Genomic DNA, 18,635 nt, shown 5'->3' on the forward strand with positions numbered 1-18,635 from the left:
ATTCTAGAATTATGGGCTTTTTTATTTAACGTATAAGATACTTAATAAATTGTAATCCGATTCTTAAACATATTAAGAAGAATATTTAGAAAGCGGATACCATGATTTACCGTCGCAGACCAATTGTACGGTCGTTTTTGGCGCAATGGTAAAACTGCCGCCGCCATCTTCTAAGGGGCCTTTGACAGTCAAAGAAGCCGAAGATGATAAATTCCTTATATATATAGTTCTCTCAGAATTCGCATTCCCTGCGGGCAAGTTTACAAAATCCTTATCAGCAGCAGGCCTTACAAAAGCAACAACAGTGAAATCATCGATTGTCGCTCCGATTTTAACGGGCGCTGTAGATAAGCGTAATCCTTGCCAACTTCCTCCTGCATTAACCCCAGTAACGAAAGAGTTATCATTGCGCTGCTGAATAAATGCATAATCAGAGGGATTTTTAACCTGCAAGCCATAATGGTTATTTTGCAGTGATACACCGGTATTATCAGCACCTGAATAAAATCCAATCAGGCCAGCATTTTGAGATACAAACCCGTAATTTGCGCCTGGGTAGGAATAAAATCCAACGTTAAACTTACCTCTGGACTGAAAAGCATTTCCTATTCCAAATTTACCAAGATTAACCGAGTCAAAACCGTAACCAGAATAACCTTCAATTTTATTATTTAGAAGGCCTAGCTCATAGCCGGAAAATGAATCAGCCTCTGAGTCTGGGTTGAGAATAACATTTGTGTTTTGTCCCCATACCTTAGTATTAGGAACAAAAATGGCTTTAGATCCGGCGAGCGGTAGCCCTTGACTTCCACCTCCTCCTTTGACAAACCAGCCGGTATCAACCGTAACAGTATCTCCGGATACGTGAGTAATTATTGCACTGTAAGATTTTTTTGTATTAGAGGGGTCATCAACATCTATAATCTGGCCAACACGTAAGTAACGTCGGACAGAGCCAATATCACTACTTGTTACGGAGTGGGGAGTGAATCTTGTGTTTGTAGTCGAGAGCAATGCAGGAGGACCTGTAATCTGGACATTAAGGCCGACAAAGTCTCGATCAGAATATGAACCTAAACCCGATGGGCTGGTTAATCCCAGGACCTGCGTTGTAGGTTCTTGCTCAACAGGAGTGTTTAAATTAGCGATTGAGACAATCGCCCCTCTATCTTTAAACCCATCTAACCAGTCCCATACTTTTATAGTTTGCCCAGGAAAAATAGACTGCCTTGGACTGGTATTATCGGTATTTGCTGTCCGTTTTAATGAAACGTTTGGATTAGCTGCAGAGGAGCCCATTATATAACGTTCAGTACTTGAATTAGAAACGGAATTATTTTTTTCCTGCTGAGTAACTATAACCTTATCATTTTCCGGTGACTTTTCTTGAACAACACTTTCTGCCATTGCATAAGGCACTTGCCCCGCAATAATCATGGCAAAAATGAATCTATTCATAAAAAATTTCCTTTTAAATTGTAAACATGCAGCAATGGAATGAAAGCTTCCCGACCTTTTACTCGTACTACATTCCGTAATTTTATTATAGAAAAAGATATTTTTGAAAAATAGAAAGGGGCTTTAAACAAGAGTAATTTATAGAGTATAAATTCTTGGAATAAATGATATGAAATGAGGAAGGTTTGACATTTAAAAAAGATAAAACCAGATATTAAGTAAATAGTCCGCAAGATAAAAACGGAAAAAGATGTCTACTTTATAGTAGATAGACATCTTTATTAACAAACCTAACCTTTACAAATCACTTAGAAAGTCGGTTAACGCCGAAAAGTTATTTTAGGTATGCGTATCCACGAGCGTTCAGGCCTGTGGTCTATAAGTGGATACATGACCATAAAGAGGAAAAGATTGCCATATTCATAGCCATAAGTCTGGAAGCAAACATTAAGAAAATAACCTACAACTAAAAAGACTCGACCCTTCTTATCACCCACATGATTATAAATAAATATAAGGAACAAAGAAAAAGCTATAAAATGAAATATTCCATATGCACCTATTTGGTTCATAAAGAACATATGAAAATTATCAATATCAAGATTTGCTCTTAGTATAGTGTTTAGCTGATCAACTCCATTGCCAAGATAAAAGAAGTCTTGGAAATGGTTAAAGAAATATCTCCATAAATCAAGGCGCTGATTAGCACCATCATTAGTATTTTGGAGATTAAAGAATGTAGTAAAGAACAACATCCCTAAAGCAGCTGACATTGTAATAACAATTACTTTATTTGCATACCCGGCAATAACAAACCTGTAGAATCCATAAAGAGTAATTATAGTTAGAATAGATTGTCGAGACAGGAAAGCAGTTGAAACTACAAAAAAGAGGATGAATTCTAAAAAGCTAACCTTTTTATCAAGCCTGTAAGCCACATATATATAAAAAGAAAATACTGACACAACAAACATAGCAGATATGTTTTTAGTCAAGAATGTTTCATGTAAGGGTTCAGCAAAATTGTATAGCTTGGAGCTGTCAATATTTGAACCTGAGTCTAACACTACTGCTAGTGATGCGAGGCTTGTTATGCCTTGGCTTAAATAAAGCAAAACAATAACAACAAACCATATAACAAGAATATACCTAATATGTCTCAGGGTTTTAGTAGAGAACTTAATTCGCTCATCACCTGCAATCACTATGATTGAAACAACATTGACGAATAATTTAGAAGCAAGCTCAAAATTAGTACTTTGAGCAGTAAGCTCTACAACAATAGGAATACTGAATGCAATAATGCCACAGAAAAATGCGGTGTAGTCGGCAAAATAAAGTCTTTTATTTAAATTTGCTACAGAGATTCCGAGCATTAAAACCTGAGGAATAACATAAAGTGTATGATTAGCAAGAGTAATTGGATATAACAATATGGACAGTATAAAGAAAAAATGCGCCATATTACCAAGTTTGCTATATGATATTATATACTCAGTATCTAAAAATTTATCGTTATTTAATATAAAGTTTTTCATGGTAATCCCATGCAATTCATCGATAGTAAAATTTTATAAACCATCATGAATGGCGTGTATTTTCCAGCAAAAATACAATCAATGATGGTGCGGCTTACTTTATTTCAGCTTTAATAAACCCTTAAAAATCCGTTATTGATTAACGCCAAAACCAATAAGAAATAAAAGGTTTTTTAAACCTATTAGTTACCGCCAATGTTACCCAGCAAAGATAACTCTAATAAGTAAAATGCTTTTTAATGCTTACGGGAAAGGTAATTTTCACTAATCACCTCCTGTAGGCTTACTTACTTGAAATAAGGGCTGCATTAATAGCTTACAGCCCCTCAACTATTTGTTACTTGTTCTTTCCATCAGAATAAGAGTAGCCATAATTGCTATAGCCATTACTATAATAGCTACTAGCTTTTCTTACTACACCATTCAGGATACAGCCTTTAATTTCAACGCCACTCTGTTCAAATCTTTTAATACTTACTTCAATTTCTTTAGTGCTGTTTGCTTCGAAGCGAGCTACCAATAAAGTCGTTCCAGCATAACGACCAACGATAGCAGCATCAGTCACTGCCAAGATTGGGGAAGTATCGATAATAACCAAATCATAGTGTTCTTTAGCCCATTCTAAAAGCTGCTCAAGGCGCGGATGCATCAACAACTCTGCAGGATTTGGTGCTATGTGACCGCGGGATATAAAGTCAAAGCCCGCATTGGCAACAGGATGAATGATTTCATCAATTGAGGCTCTGCCTGAAAGATGATCAGAAAGGCCCTTGCCTGGCTTTTGCCCAAATATTGTATGTGCATAACCACGCCTAATATCGGCATCAATAAACAGAACTTTTCTACCAGTTACAGCCAAGGTTGCTGCCAAATTACTACTAATGAAGGTTTTACCCGCATTTGGACTTGCACCAGAAATCATAAGAATATTATTTCTAGCTTCCATCATAGCAAAATGCAAGCTTGTTCGTAGACCTCGAATCGCTTCAATCGATAGGTCCGTAGGGTTTTCAAGTGCCAAGAATTTCGCAGCTTCTTTCTTTGTCTTGTTTTTTAACTTTTTACTATCGTTCCAGTTTGTACGCTTGTTCAACCATTCCGATTCTGGAATATTTGCATAAACATTAATCCCAAGCTCTTCTAATTGCTCAGGTGAGTCAATACCACGACGCAGGAAGACTCTTACAAGAACTAGGCCCATTGAGAGGAATAAGCCTAAAATAAGACCAATAACAACAATTAGCGCTCTTTTAGGCTTGATAGGACCTGGTGAAGTTACAGCACTATCAATAATCCTAACGTTTCCAATAGCGCTTGATTTAGCAATGCTTAATTCCTGCTGTCTATTAAGCAATTGCATATAAACTGCCTGGCTAGATTCAACATTACGGCTGAGGCGAAGAACTTCCTGCTGATCAGTAGGCATCGTAGATACCTTTTTATTCAGCTGTGCTCTCTCATCTTCCAATGTCTGACGCTTTTCGAGCAATGCCTTATAAGTAGGGTGATCTTTAGTATAAAGCTGGGAGATTTCTGCTTCTCTGAATGTCAGTTCATTAAGTTGATTTTCGACATTCACAATTTGTTCAAGAATTGACTTAGCTTCAAGAGTCAAATCAACCGAATTAATCTTTTTGCGATAATCATTTAATTTATCTTCAGATGCATCTAAATCACTGCGAACTTTTGGCAACTGCACATTTAGGAAATCTAAACTTTTCTCATCATGTGCGGCCTGGCGAGCAATATTCTGTGCTAGGTAATTTTGACTAATATTGTCTAACAGCTGTGCAGCAAGTGCTGGATCAGTGTTAGTCAAAGTTAAATTAAGAATACCAGTGTCATTTCCTTTATCTAAAACAGTGAATGATGCTAATAAATTATTGATTGCATCAAGCTGAGTTAATTGAGTGACAGTAAACTTTGTATCAGGTTTAGCATCAATGCTTTTAACCATTAAAGATATGCCTTTATCCTCAAGTAGCACACCAACTTCACCTTGAGCAGTAAACCCATCACCATTTACCTGGTAATGGGTTGCATCTTTAACAGTTACAGTAATGGCCGAATCATTGCCACCCGCTTCTGGCAAGTAGAGGCGAGTAACTTCTAAATGTCCCGGTTCCTCTCCCATCAAGGCTGAGAAACCACGGCCAATCACTGGGAAGTATTTTTGCCTTACACTCGCCTCAAGATTGAAATCATTTACGGTTTTGCCAAGAATCATTCTCGACTTTAACAAGGCGATTTCTGGAGCAGACGATGTCTCTGGAGCTTGAGGAAGCATCTTGCTCAAACTATCCAAAAGTTCATTGGCCTGCCTCGGTTCAACTTGAACCAATGCATCTGCCTGATATATTGGCGTAGAGAATAAAGCGAATAATACAGCTATTACAGTGAAGAGGGATGTTATACCGATAATGAGTTTTCGGTGATCAATCATTTCACCAATTAACCGTCCTATATTTATCTCATCCGGTTCTGAAACTGATCGAATATTTTGAGTTACAGATGACATGCGGTATTTTCCTGATTGTTATTCTTTAAGCTTTTGCCCAGCTCTGGCAAGCTAGGTCCATTAGTCGCAAGTTTATCACTTGTGATACAGGCTCGGAAGTATCGATATATCGAACTTATACCTAAGTATTCTTACGCTCTAAAATTACTTTCCAAACCGTTTTTATCAGCACTGTTATCATGTGTTAATTCTCTAAAAAGATATTCCAAGCACTTTATCTGGTGGTTTTATAGAGTAAAACTATAATTTATCCACATCTAAAACCTGCTTATGCTTCGCAAGCAACCCCTCCTGTAGATGGGCCAATTTTGGACAAAACCTCCCATAGTTACTTTTCCAAAAAAGAACAACATTGATTGCTGATACAACGATTACTCACTGATTAAATATTAATAATCCTTAAAAAATTACTTACCCTCCTCCCCTTAGGAGAATAATTGGGTGGAAAACCCGATCAGTTCCACACTTACACTCGATATGCTACCGCCCTTGGCTCCACAGCTACCAAAATACTGACTGAACTTGTAGAAACCGATTGAATTACTGACTAAAAATTAAGCAATTTTTGTGCCAAATATTAGAGATCATAACAACTGACTTATCATCTTTAATGGCCATGCTGGGAATAATTTGACTCAAAAAAAGGTCATATTGGACTATGGTGCAACAATAATCACTCTTAAAATCGTATAAATTTTTGTTCTTGTAAATGAGAGATTATCATTACAATAGCGTGAAGAATATCTCAAGATACCGAGTTTAGCTTACTAAAACTCGCAATTCGAGTTCTCAGTTTTTCCAGCCCTACATATCGCTTAGAAAAGCCGGTATTTTCACCATAACAATGCTGAAAAACTTCTAAAATATTGTCTTTCTAGATAAAAAAATTTCTGCATGTAAGCATCAAGTTAAAGCTATTTATGCCTATCTTTATAACTTTAATCATCCAAATGCATTAAAAAGTTAATTCTGTTTTTAAAAAGCTTTCACTGGTGCCTAGGACTTTTCCTGAAAACTTATAGTCAGTGTAGCTTATGCTCTGCAAGGAAGGAATCGCCTCCCAGTTGACTCATTTGTCTCAGGATCCACTGCTGGCGCCTGAGCACATAGGCTGAAGGTGCATTGACCTTAAACAAATGTGGATTAGGCAATACGGCAGCTAATAATGCCGCCTGTGAAGCAGTCAACCGGCTGGCGGGTTTATGGAAGAAATGCTGAGCCGCTTCTTCAACGCCGAACACGCCATCACCAAATTCCACAATGTTCAGATAAACAGTAAGAATTCGCCGTTTAGTCCAAACGGTTTCAATCCCGACAGTTAAACCAGCCTCCAGTCCTTTACGTAAATAGCTGCGCCCATCCCAGAGAAAAAGATTTTTAGCAGTTTGCTGCGAAAGTGTCGAAGCGCCACGAATATTCGCGTCATCATTCTCATTATGGGACAAAGCGGACTGAATGGCGTCGACGTCGAATCCCCAATGTTCCGGGAACTTCTGATCTTCACCTGCCATCACAGCCAATGCCATAGGTGAAGAAATTTCATTCATTGATACCCAATCTGAGTGAGCTACGTAACCAAAATCACCGCTCAACCAAGCTGAAATCTGCCTTTCAACCATTACAGCCGAAAAAGGCACAGGTAAAAACGAAAAAAATACAATTCCGGCTAACCAGATACCAAGCAAGGAAATAATGGCTCTTTTAAGCCACAAAAATGGCTTATATAACGGTGTCTTTTTTAGTGACTTGCGCATTCAATACAATCCCTGACACTTCCGATCAACTTATCAATACCCACATCAACGCCGCGTTGTACGCAAGCTGAGGTAATTCTTTGCATGCAAACCCTGTCGCTATCATAGGCAGAAAATGAACCTATCGCCGTTTAACATACGGTATCTACGCCCAACGCATCAATGAGTTCCGAATTTAAAATCCCGAGTTCCCAAACATAATACCTGATAGAAATAATTTCTTTCGCAATTAGTACAGTTGGAAATAACTCAAATCTAATTGGTTTGCATTTCTTATCAATTTTGGATAAAAATCGTGTAAACGTTTACTTTTACTTAACAAGCCCGACAGTATTACCAGACAGTTATCGGTGAAAATTTTGCTGTTTGCCGAATAAATAACGCCTGAAAGGAACCGGTTCCTACCTAGGCTTTAAAGTGAAATTTTTTCACACCTGGCTATTTTCTTTATGTCTATTATAAATCGCTGCCTGTCTGTCTGCCATTTTCAGATAAGTTATTTATTACAGCAAGTTGCATCACCCCACCAACCATACATTGTGCTTTTAAAGTACATTTTTTCAGCGGAAACCATGCCGCAACGGGCTTATGAATCAGCAAACGCTCTTCAAATTACCTCACAATGATTAGTTCATTGAGCGGTTAAAATAGCCCCGTCCAAAATTTACTGAGATTAGCGCTTGAACTTTTGTACACACAAAGATTAATCTACATCACAGTTTTTAATGATTCTCGTAACAGCTTCACTGATATTTGTTATGTTGATTACCTAAAGTTGTATTACACTTATACATCTGATTAACCAAGGCCTGCGAATAATTACCCTTAGTAGAACGATACGCGGGTTACCCATTTCCCTGGTGTTGGCGCAGTATTCGCGCACCCCGGCTTAGGCTGGGGTTATTTTTTTCCGCTTTTGTCGTCCACTCACGCAACGTTTTAACGTCATTGCGCCATTCAAGTTTCAACTCTTCAATCCAATCCTGAACGTTATCCCACCACGCGGGTAGTGAAGGAGTCTGAATTTGTTGTGCAAGCTGTTGTAAATGCTTGAGGCCCACAGACCCTGCGGCTCCTTTAATTTTATGCCCTTCATCGGCAATCCCTGCCTGGTCACGCGCGGTCATATTGGAATCAAGCACTTCAAGATAGCTCGGCATCATCTGCTCGAACATCTCCAGACTTTGATGAATTAATCCGGGCCCTACCAATTCCATGTATTGCTCAAGCATGGCGATATCAAGCAGTTCTTCATTGCTCTTCCCTGGTTTTCCCTCTGCAGGAGAAGGCTCGTGATCTGGCTGATGATCCCAAAACAACTGAATCATAGCAGTCAGCGCCGGTACAGACAGAGGCTTGCTCAGCACGTCATCAATACCCGCTTCGAGATACTCTTTTTTATCTTTCAGCACGTTGGCAGTGAGTGCAACCAATGGCGGCAGCGACTGTCCGGCATATTTTTCGCGCAGGATCCGAGCCACGTCGAGGCCGGTCATATCTGGCAACTGGATATCCAGCAGTACCAAATCAAATTCGTGAGGATCGAACATCTCCAGCGCCGCCTGGCCAGTCATCGCCACCTCGACACTGCTTCCCAGCTTCTCAAGAACGGAACGCGCAACAATCACGTTGAGTTCAATATCTTCCACCAGCAGAATATTCAATGCCGGCAGCGGCAGGATGTCATCCTCATCAATTTCTTTTTCAGGCAAATCCAGCGATGGCGCACAGACCGTCAGGGTAAAGCACGATCCTTTGCCAGGACTGCTATTGACCAGAATGTCGCCACCCATGCTCTGCGCCAGTCGTTTGGAAACCGCCAGACCAATACCTGTGCCAGTCGCTGGTTTACCGCCGTTCTGATCTTTGACCTGATAGTACATGGCAAAAATCTTGTCCTGCTCGTCCTGCGGAATACCCATTCCGGAATCCTGTACTTCGAAGCACAGCTGGTCGTTTTCCTGATGATGGACGCGCACGACAATTTCTCCCTGATGGGTAAATTTCACCGCATTACCAATCAGGTTCCAGAGGATCTGGCGCAGACGGGTGCCATCTGTGAGCACGGTGTGCGGCAGCGGGATATCTGGCTGCATCACAAATTTCAGCCCCTTCGGCTGCACCAGCAGACCGGTAAGGTTTTCCAGCTCGGAGAGGAAATCGGTAAAGTTGACCGGATTGTTGTCGAGCTGCACTTTGCGGCGCTCGAGTTTATCCATCTCGATAATGTCATTGAAAATATTACCCAGCGTAATGGCGCTGACGTGGATGGTTTTCAGATAATTGTGCTGCTCGCTGTCCAACTCGGTGTCCAGCAAAATGCGGCTGAGGCCCACGATTCCGTTAAGCGGCGTACGAAGCTCATGACTGATCGTTGAGATAAAGGTGGTCTTTTCCCTGCTGGCATTCTCTAACGCGTCCTGATAGCGCTTACGCTCTGTTATATCGCGTCCAAAGCCCATCAAGCCATGGCGTTTCCCAATACGGTCGTAAAACGGAACTTTACGCAACTCAAAGCAGGCTTTTCTTCCATCGGGATAAACCAGCCACTGTTCATAGGTCAGAGCCACGTTATGGCGGAACACTTTTTCATCGGTTTCGATGACTTTTTCTGCAATATCAGGGGAATAAACGTCATTTGGAGTCAGGCCGATTAGCTGCTTTTCGCTTAATCCGGTCAGTAATTCCATGGCACGGTTACAGCCAGAGAACTCTTTATCTTCGTTACGGTAGTAAACTAAATCGGGTGAGGCATCGAGGAATGAGCGCAGCAAAGCTGACTGCTGGCTAAGCTCAATTTGTGCCTGCTCGCGATGCTGCATTTCCAGCTTGAGTTTGTCGACTACCGCCAGTCGCGCCTCTTCGGCTTTGATACGATCGGCGATTTCCTGGTTCAGCTGGTTAATATTTTCTGTAAGCTGCTCGTTAAGTGTCAAATCACGATGACGCATTTCTTCAAGTTTATCGACCAGCCTCGACAGGCGTTGACGGGATTCCTCCAGTTGTTCGACCACCACCGAGAGGAAATAAACCGCCCACGGAGTAATGATCAGGCCGAAAAATATCGAACGCACTACATCGATACTTTCAACCTGACCGCGCAACAGCATGGTTACGGCCATTTGCACAATCATTGCCAATACTACCAGCGCCGAGGCAAGCAACAGCGAAAAACGGACTAGCCCGAGCTTGACCATCAGGTCAACATAGTACTGAGCAAGTAATCTGATTTGCTTCATAGCCTTTCCTTGAGAAAAAATCGTCAATACCCCAACCCGACTGGAATAAAGTAGAGACAAATGATACCGCAAATGGGGTGAAAAATGACGCAGATATTAGTTCAGAAGAGACTTTTAACGCTGACATTGCCAACTCTGCACCGTGGATGAACGAGCAATGGTGCAATGATTCAAAATGGTGTTTATTGACTATTCCCGACCCGCAGATTATAAATAGCGCCCCGCCTGAATGTTCCAAGGCCAAGCCCCTAAAGGCTTTTATCTTTTCTTTATTAGCGTTTTTAAACCCAACCGCCAATCACAAAGAATAACTATGCAGTATTACTGCAAATAAAGTCATTCCTGTCGCTATGAATAATTCTTATTATGCGACTCTTATTAGTACATTATTACCGTATGATTAAAAACAGCAATAAAGCACACCTCAAGGGCATTTGACAGAATAAAACGCTGGCAAAACATTCCGTTCCAGCATGGTGAACAGATATGCAGCATACACTACAGTGAGACAGCTCACACTTCATCCACTGCTCCACACTGTTAATATGGCTACTAAAAAACAACTTAAATCATATAATTCAATATCTTAATTGATAAAACGACCTTTTTGGCAATGCGTCAACCGATATTTGACCTAAGAACGCTTTCTCGCTAAGTTGGAAGTCCGCTGGAAGCACTCTTTATCAGTTAAAAATCGATGAGCAAACAACTCGTCATATTTATGCAGTAATTGAAGACTCCCTCATTAAAACAAGTCATATTCCACTTGTGAGAACCGTCACGAGGGGCTACTGACGGAGGATGTCAGCCAAAATCGCACCATTAGAGTGCGTTAAACGCTGAGTCAGCCGTTATTTTGCTCCCTCGCAGTAGGTGTGAGAGTCTCGCAGAGCCTGGGGAGGTTCACGTTATGTTATATGATGCATCCCATGAGAAGGATAACTGTGGCTTTGGCCTGATCGCCCATATTGAAGGCGAACCTAGCCATAAGGTCGTCCGCACGGCCATTCACGGCCTGGCACGTATGCAACACCGTGGCGCAATTCTTTCTGACGGAAAGACTGGCGACGGTTGTGGTCTGTCATTACAAAAACCGGATCGTTTCTTCCGGATGATCGCCGAAGAGCGCGGCTGGCGCCTGGCGAAAAACTATGCCGTTGGCATGATCTTCCTCAATAACGATGATGAGCTCGCAGCCGAAAGCCGCCGCATCATCGAAGAAGAAATTCTGAATGAAACGCTGTCGGTTGTAGGCTGGCGTGATGTCCCGACGAACCCTGACGTTCTCGGCTCGATCGCACTGTCTTCAATGCCGCGCATCGAACAGATTTTTATCAACGCGCCTGCCGGTTGGCGTCCGCGTGATATGGAGCGTCGCCTGTACATGGCGCGCCGCCGCATTGAAAAACGCATTAGCGAGACTGAGACCCCAGATAAAGAGTTCTATATCTGTAGCTTCTCCAATGCGGTGAATATCTATAAAGGCCTGTGCATGCCGATAGACTTGCCGCGCTTTTATCTTGACCTGGCAGACCTGCGTCTGGAATCGGCCATTTGCCTGTTCCACCAGCGTTTCTCTACCAATACCGTTCCACGCTGGCCGCTGGCCCAGCCGTTCCGCTATCTGGCGCACAACGGCGAAATCAATACCATTACGGGTAACCGTCAATGGGCGCGCGCCCGTGCTTACAAATTCAAAACCCCGTTGATCCCCGATCTGCAGGATGCATCTCCGTTTGTCAATGAAACGGGTTCCGACTCCAGTTCATTAGATAACATGCTGGAGCTGTTCCTGGCCGGTGGTATGGACCTGCTGCGCGCCATGCGTTTGCTGGTACCGCCAGCCTGGCAGCAGAACCCGGATATGGATCAGGATCTGCGTTCATTCTTCGACTTCAACTCCATGCATATGGAGCCGTGGGACGGCCCTGCAGGCATCGTAATGTCTGATGGTCGTTATGCAGCCTGTAACCTTGACCGTAACGGCCTGCGCCCTGCGCGCTACGTTATCACCAAGGACAAGCTGATTACCTGCGCCTCTGAAGTCGGTATCTGGGATTACCAGCCGGATGAAGTGGTTGAAAAAGGCCGCGTTGGACCTGGCGAGCTGATGGTTATCGACACCCGCAGCGGCAAGATTCACCATTCTGCAGAAACGGACAACGATCTGAAAGGTCGTCACCCTTACAGGCAGTGGATGGAAAAAAACGTTCAGCGTCTGGTGCCGTTCGAAGATTTGCCTGACGATCAGGTAGGCAAGCGCGAGCTTGATGATTCACTGCTGGAAACTTATCAGAAGCAGTTTGGCTACAGCAGCGAAGAGCTGGACTCCATCCTGCGCGTGCTGGGTGAGAATGGTCAGGAAGCGGTCGGATCCATGGGCGATGATACGCCGTTCGCCGTGCTGTCCAGTCGTCCGCGCATCATTTATGACTATTTCCGTCAGCAGTTTGCGCAGGTTACCAACCCGCCAATCGACCCGCTGCGTGAAGCGCACGTCATGTCACTGGCGACCAGCATTGGCCGCGAGATGAACGTGTTCTGCGAAGCCGAAGGTCAGGCACACCGTCTGAGCTTTAAATCGCCGATCCTGCTTTACTCCGACTTTACTCAGTTAACCACGCTCGACAGCAAGTACTACCGCGCCGAGACTCTGGATTTGACTTACGATCCAGCCGAAATGGATATGGAGCAGTTTGTTAAGCAGCTGTGTGACGAAGGCGAGCGCAAAGTGCGTGAGGGTGCCGTGTTGCTGGTGCTGTCCGACCGTAATATTGCCCAGAACCGTTTGCCGCTGCCTGCGCCAATGGCCGTGGGTGCGCTGCAATACCGTCTGGTCGAGAAGAGCCTGCGTTGCGACGCCAACATCATTGTTGAAACCGCCAGCGCCCGCGATCCGCACCATTTTGCCGTGTTGCTCGGCTTCGGTGCGACCGCCGTTTATCCCTATCTGGCCTATGAAACACTGGCCAAGATGGTTGACGCAAACGTCATCGATAAAAATTATCGTGAAGTGATGCTGAACTACCGTAACGGCATCAACAAAGGTCTGTACAAGATCATGTCCAAAATGGGCATTTCGACCATCGCCTCGTATCGCTGCGCACGCTTGTTTGAAGCCGTGGGTCTGCATAAAGAGTTGAGCAACTTCTGCTTCCCTGGCGTTGTCAGCCGTATCGGCGGTGCCAGCTACAGTGATTTCCAGATGGACCTGCAAAATCTGTCCAAACGCGCCTGGCTGAAACGCAAGACGCTGGACAATGGCGGTCTGTTGAAATACATGCATGACGGCGAATATCACGCTTATAACCCTGACGTAGTGCAGACTTTGCAAACGGCAGTGAACAGCGGCGATTACGACGACTATAAAAAGTATGCCAAGCTGGTCAACGAACGTCCGGCCTCCATGCTGCGTGACATGCTGAAAATCACGCCGAATGGCGCGCCAATTCCTGTCGATCAGGTTGAGCCGGCTGAAGGTCTGTTTACCCGTTTCGACTCGGCGGCGATGTCTATCGGTGCTCTGAGCCCTGAAGCCCACGAATCACTGGCTGAAGCGATGAACAGCATCGGCGGTCGTTCCAACTCGGGCGAAGGCGGCGAAGATCCGGCGCGTTACGGAACAAATAAAGTATCGCGCATCAAGCAGGTTGCTTCGGGCCGCTTCGGCGTGACCCCGGCATATCTGGTCAATGCTGACGTTATTCAGATCAAAGTTGCGCAAGGTGCAAAACCGGGCGAAGGCGGTCAGTTGCCGGGTGATAAAGTTACCCCTTATATCGCCAAGTTGCGTTATTCCGTACCAGGCGTGACGCTGATTTCACCTCCGCCGCACCACGATATCTACTCAATCGAGGACTTGGCACAGCTGATTTTCGACCTGAAACAGGTGAACCCGAAGGCGATGATTTCCGTCAAACTGGTTTCTGAACCAGGCGTTGGCACCATCGCGACCGGTGTGGCGAAAGCCTATGCTGATTTGATCACCATTTCCGGCTACGACGGCGGTACCGGTGCAAGCCCGCTGTCCTCGGTGAAATATGCAGGCAGCCCTTGGGAGTTGGGTCTGGTTGAGACTCAACAGGCGCTGGTTGCCAACGGCCTGCGTCACAAGATCCGTCTGCAGGTTGATGGCGGTCTGAAAACCGGTGCCGACATAATTAAAGCCGCAATCCTCGGTGCGGAAAGCTTCGGCTTCGGTACAGGCCCGATGGTGGCTCTGGGTTGTAAATACCTGCGTATTTGTCATCTGAACAACTGCGCAACCGGTGTGGCAACCCAGGACGAAAAACTGCGCCGCAACCATTATCACGGCTTGCCTGAGCGCGTGGTGAACTACTTCAAGTTCATTACACAGGAAACCCGCGAAATCATGGCCGAGCTGGGTGTCAGCCAGCTGGTAGACTTGATTGGTCGTACTGATTTACTGGTCGAGCTGGACGGTTTTACCGCCAAACAGAACAAGCTGGACCTGTCTCCTCTGCTGGTTACCGCGACCCCGCATCCGGGCAAGGCGGTGTACTGCACCGAGAGCAACCCGGCCTTTGATAAAGGTCAGTTGAACAAAGATATTCTGGAGCAGGCTGCACCGCACATTGAAGCGAAGCAGAGCAAGGCGTTCTACTTTGATATTCGCAACACCGACCGTTCTGTTGGCGCGCTGCTTTCTGGCGCTATCGCCGAGAAGCACGGCGATCAGGGAATGTCGGCAGATCCAGTGCGCATCAACTTTAACGGCACGGCTGGCCAGAGCTTCGGCGTCTGGAACGCAGGCGGCGTTGACCTGATGCTGACCGGCGATGCGAACGACTATGTGGGTAAAGGCATGGCCGGCGGACGTATTGCAATTCGTCCTCCAATTGGGTCGGCATTCCGCAGTCACGAAGCCAGCATTGTCGGCAATACCTGCCTGTATGGTGCAACCGGCGGCAAGATGTTTGCAGCGGGTCGTGCAGGTGAGCGTTTTGCAGTGCGTAACTCCGGCGCTATCACCGTGGTTGAAGGTATTGGCGATAACGGCTGTGAATATATGACGGGCGGCATCGTCTGCGTTCTGGGTCGTACCGGCGTGAACTTCGGTGCAGGCATGACCGGCGGTTTCGCTTACGTTCTCGATGAAGACGGCGAGTTCCGCAAGCGCGTTAACCCTGAGCTGGTCGAAGTGCTCGAGGTTGAAGATTTGGCAATCCATGAAGAACACTTGCGTGGTTTGATTACCGAACACGTACAGTTGACCGCGTCGACCCGTGGTGAAGAGATTTTGGCGAACTGGCCTGAATGGGCGCCTAAATTTGCCCTGGTAAAACCAAAGTCCAGTGATGTTAAAGCATTGTTGGGTCACCGTAGTCGTTCCGCAGCCGAGCTGCGGGTTCAAGCGCAGTAAGAGGTTAAGATGAGTCAAAACGTTTATCAATTTGTCGACTTACAGCGCGTTGATCCGCCAAAGAAACCGCTTAAGATCCGTAAAATTGAGTTTGTCGAAATTTATGAGCCGTTCTCGGCAACCCAGGCTGCATCACAGGCGGACCGCTGTCTGTCTTGTGGTAACCCTTATTGCGAGTGGAAGTGCCCGGTCCATAACTACATCCCTAACTGGCTGAAGCTGGCCAATGAGGGGCGTATCATGGAAGCGGCAGATCTTGCGCATCAGACTAACAGTCTGCCAGAAGTCTGCGGGCGCGTTTGTCCGCAGGATCGCCTATGCGAAGGTTCATGTACGCTGAACGACGAATTTGGTGCCGTCACCATCGGTAACATTGAGCGCTATATCAATGATAAAGCGATCGAGATGGGCTGGCGTCCTGATATGTCTCATGTGCACCCTACCGGTAAACGTGTAGCGATTATCGGTGCAGGTCCGGCAGGTTTGGCCTGTGCAGACGTGCTGACCCGTAACGGCGTCAAGGCGGTAGTTTACGATCGTCATCCTGAAATCGGTGGGCTGCTGACCTTCGGCATTCCTTCGTTCAAGCTGGAAAAATCAGTGATGACCACGCGGCGCGAAATCTTCACCGAAATGGGTATCGAGTTCCAACTCAATACTGAAGTCGGCAGAGACGTGACCATGGATGCACTGCTGGAAGAATACGACGCCGTATTCTTGGGCGTGGGGACTTATCAGTCTATGCGCGGTGGATTGGAGAATGAAGATGCGCCGGGCGTGTACGACGCTCTGCCATTCCTGATTGCCAATACTAAACAGCTGATGAAATTTGAAGCCCAGCCAGACGAGCCTTACGTCAGCATGGAGCACAAACGCGTGGTAGTTCTGGGCGGTGGCGATACCGCGATGGACTGCGTGCGTACCTCGATTCGCCAAGGTGCGACCGAAGTAACCTGTGCTTATCGTCGTGACGAAGAAAACATGCCAGGCTCACGCCGCGAAGTGAAAAATGCCCGTGAAGAAGGTGTTGAATTCAAATTCAACCTGCAACCGCTGAGCATTGAGCTGAACGACTCTGGCCGCGTATCGGGTGTTCGCATGGCGCGTACCGAACTGGGTGCTCCAGATGCTCAGGGCCGTCGCCGTGCTGAAATCGTTGCAGGTTCTGAGCATGTAATGGATGCCGATGCCGTTGTAATGGCGTTTGGCTTCCGTCCACACAAGATGGAATGGCTGGCCGCTCACGACGTTGAGCTGGATAATCAGGGCCGTATTTTGGCACCAGAAGGCAGCGAAAACGCCTTCCAGACCAGCAACCCGAAAATCTTCGCTGGTGGCGATGCGGTTCGTGGTTCAGACCTTGTAGTCACAGCGATCGCAGAAGGCCGTAAAGCCGCTGACGGTATTATGTGCTTCCTGGAAGTCTAAAACTTCGCGAACTGTAGATGTGAAAAGAGACCGCAAATGCGGTCTCTTTTTTTTATGCTCTGAACTGCGACGTTGTTTATTTAACGACGCGCAGCGATGGACGCCCACCGCGTGGCGGCGTTGGCGGCTCATCATCACCGTCTTCAGCGTTATCGGGCAGATCGCCGTCGATCACTGACATAGTCGGTTCAGTATTTTGCTCTTCGAGGTGCTCGAATTCACCCTCGCCACCAAGACCCGGCTCAGGTTCAAACATAGTGCCTGCGCCGTTCTCGCGCGCGTAGATAGCCAATACCGCAGCGATAGGTACGAAAACCTCGCGCGGAACGCCACCAAAACGTGCATTAAAACGGACATCGGCGTTGCCAAGTTCAAGGCTGCCAACCGCACGCGGCGCAATATTGAGAACAATTTGCCCATCACGAGCAAATTCCATCGGCACACTCACACCCGGCTGGGTGACGTCGACCACCAGATGCGGCGTTAACTGGTTGTCGAGCAACCAGTCATAGAACGCACGCAGCAGGAAGGGACGGCGAGGAGACATCTCTGTCATCTCCATAACTTAACCCCGGCCACCGTTCAGACGCATTTCACGCTCTGGCTCAGTCAAAGACGCCAGGAATGCATCACGCTCGAATACGCGAGTCATATAGACCTTAAGCTCTTTAGAACCGGCACCAGACAACTCAATGCCCAACTCTGGCAAACGCCAAAGCAGCGGAGCCAGGTAGCAATCGACCAGGCTAAACTCTTCGCTCTTAAAGTAAGGCATGTAAGAGAAGATTGGCGCGATAGCCAGCAGCTCTTCACGCAGTTGCTTGCGAGCAGCATCGGCTTCGGCAGCAGAACCCTGCTCGATTTGACGCAGCAGAGAATACCAGTCGTTTTCGATGCGGTGCATCATCAGACGGCTCTCACCACGGGCAACCGGATAAACCGGCATCAGCGGTGGGTGCGGGAAACGCTCATCAAGGTATTCCATGATGATGCGGGATTCGAAAAGAGTCAGCTCACGATCGACCAACGTAGGCACAGTGCGGTACGGGTTGAGGTCAATAAGATCCTGTGGCAGGTGATCCATTTCTACCTGCTCTATCTCGACACTGACACCTTTTTCCGCCAGTACGATACGTACTTGATGGCTAAAAATGTCGGTCGGGCCAGAAAACAGCGTCATTACCGAACGTTTGTTGGCAGCGACAGCCATGAAAACCTCCAAGTTTATCTAGAATTATACTGCGAATAGCCACTATCAGGCTGCTATCCTGAATAATCATGCCCATCGTAGTTCGGGCACATTTCACCTGTAACCCA

The 18,635-nt window shown here is 45.9% G+C and carries 10 protein-coding genes; 3 read left to right on the forward strand and 7 right to left on the reverse strand.

The window, feature by feature from the left end; translation table 11 throughout:
* Positions 1-72: 72 nt before the first annotated feature.
* The 5 genes from SPM24T3_RS01165 to arcB form a co-directional block, all read right to left on the reverse strand.
* Positions 73-1,458 (reverse strand): hypothetical protein, encoded by a 1,386-nt coding sequence (locus SPM24T3_RS01165; protein ID WP_009634847.1) that lies wholly within the window; start codon positions 1,456-1,458, stop codon positions 73-75.
* Positions 1,459-1,778: 320 nt separating this feature from the next.
* On the reverse strand, positions 1,779-2,996 hold the full coding sequence (locus tag SPM24T3_RS01170; RefSeq protein WP_009634848.1) for a hypothetical protein: 1,218 nt from the start codon (positions 2,994-2,996) through the stop codon (positions 1,779-1,781).
* A 337-nt stretch (positions 2,997-3,333) separates the two neighbouring features.
* Positions 3,334-5,514: a polysaccharide biosynthesis tyrosine autokinase gene (locus SPM24T3_RS01175; RefSeq protein WP_009634849.1), complete on the reverse strand. Its 2,181-nt coding sequence runs from the start codon at positions 5,512-5,514 to the stop codon at positions 3,334-3,336.
* Positions 5,515-6,536: 1,022 nt separating this feature from the next.
* Positions 6,537-7,268, reverse strand: coding sequence for a monofunctional biosynthetic peptidoglycan transglycosylase (mtgA, locus tag SPM24T3_RS01180; RefSeq protein ID WP_009634850.1), 732 nt, complete (start codon positions 7,266-7,268; stop codon positions 6,537-6,539).
* 845 nt (positions 7,269-8,113) lie between these two features.
* Positions 8,114-10,507, reverse strand: coding sequence for an aerobic respiration two-component sensor histidine kinase ArcB (arcB, locus tag SPM24T3_RS01185; RefSeq protein WP_009634851.1), 2,394 nt, complete (start codon positions 10,505-10,507; stop codon positions 8,114-8,116).
* A gap of 77 nt (positions 10,508-10,584) precedes the next feature.
* Here arcB and SPM24T3_RS25350 point away from each other — a divergent pair, with 77 nt between their 5' ends.
* The 3 genes from SPM24T3_RS25350 to SPM24T3_RS01195 all read left to right on the forward strand — a co-directional run bounded on the left by SPM24T3_RS25350 (position 10,585) and on the right by SPM24T3_RS01195 (position 17,318).
* Entirely contained in the window at positions 10,585-10,818 is a 234-nt protein-coding gene (locus SPM24T3_RS25350; RefSeq protein WP_157135218.1) for a hypothetical protein, read from the forward strand.
* A gap of 599 nt (positions 10,819-11,417) precedes the next feature.
* Complete coding sequence (gene gltB, locus SPM24T3_RS01190) at positions 11,418-15,890, forward strand: glutamate synthase large subunit (RefSeq protein ID WP_009634852.1); 4,473 nt, start codon at positions 11,418-11,420, stop codon at positions 15,888-15,890.
* A 9-nt stretch (positions 15,891-15,899) separates the two neighbouring features.
* Positions 15,900-17,318, forward strand: coding sequence for a glutamate synthase small subunit (locus tag SPM24T3_RS01195; RefSeq protein ID WP_009634853.1), 1,419 nt, complete (start codon positions 15,900-15,902; stop codon positions 17,316-17,318).
* Positions 17,319-17,394: 76 nt separating this feature from the next.
* Here the strand turns inward: SPM24T3_RS01195 and sspB are convergent, their stop codons facing one another.
* Together sspB and sspA are read right to left on the reverse strand one after the other, a co-directional pair.
* Entirely contained in the window at positions 17,395-17,880 is a 486-nt protein-coding gene (gene sspB / locus SPM24T3_RS01200) for a ClpXP protease specificity-enhancing factor (protein ID WP_009634854.1), read from the reverse strand.
* A 3-nt stretch (positions 17,881-17,883) separates the two neighbouring features.
* The gene (gene sspA, locus SPM24T3_RS01205; RefSeq protein WP_009634855.1) at positions 17,884-18,528 is read right to left on the reverse strand and encodes a stringent starvation protein SspA; all 645 of its coding nucleotides are present in this window, start codon (positions 18,526-18,528) and stop codon (positions 17,884-17,886) included.
* Positions 18,529-18,635: the final 107 nt, after the last annotated feature.

The sequence above is a fragment of the Serratia sp. M24T3 genome (genome assembly GCF_000257645.1).
Taxonomy (GTDB): Bacteria; Pseudomonadota; Gammaproteobacteria; order Enterobacterales; family Enterobacteriaceae; genus Rouxiella.

Bases quoted from the DNA above. Each gene is read 5' to 3' on its own strand.
- arcB (WP_009634851.1), bottom strand. From the start codon at position 10,507: ATGAAGCAAATCAGATTACTTGCTCAGTACTATGTTGACCTGATGGTC.
- sspA (WP_009634855.1), bottom strand. From the start codon at position 18,528: ATGGCTGTCGCTGCCAACAAACGTTCGGTAATGACGCTGTTTTCTGGC.
- gltB (WP_009634852.1), top strand. From the start codon at position 11,418: ATGTTATATGATGCATCCCATGAGAAGGATAACTGTGGCTTTGGCCTG.
- mtgA (WP_009634850.1), bottom strand. From the start codon at position 7,268: ATGCGCAAGTCACTAAAAAAGACACCGTTATATAAGCCATTTTTGTGG.
- SPM24T3_RS01165 (WP_009634847.1), bottom strand. From the start codon at position 1,458: ATGAATAGATTCATTTTTGCCATGATTATTGCGGGGCAAGTGCCTTAT.
- sspB (WP_009634854.1), bottom strand. From the start codon at position 17,880: ATGGAGATGACAGAGATGTCTCCTCGCCGTCCCTTCCTGCTGCGTGCG.
- SPM24T3_RS01195 (WP_009634853.1), top strand. From the start codon at position 15,900: ATGAGTCAAAACGTTTATCAATTTGTCGACTTACAGCGCGTTGATCCG.
- SPM24T3_RS01170 (WP_009634848.1), bottom strand. From the start codon at position 2,996: ATGAAAAACTTTATATTAAATAACGATAAATTTTTAGATACTGAGTAT.
- SPM24T3_RS01175 (WP_009634849.1), bottom strand. From the start codon at position 5,514: ATGTCATCTGTAACTCAAAATATTCGATCAGTTTCAGAACCGGATGAG.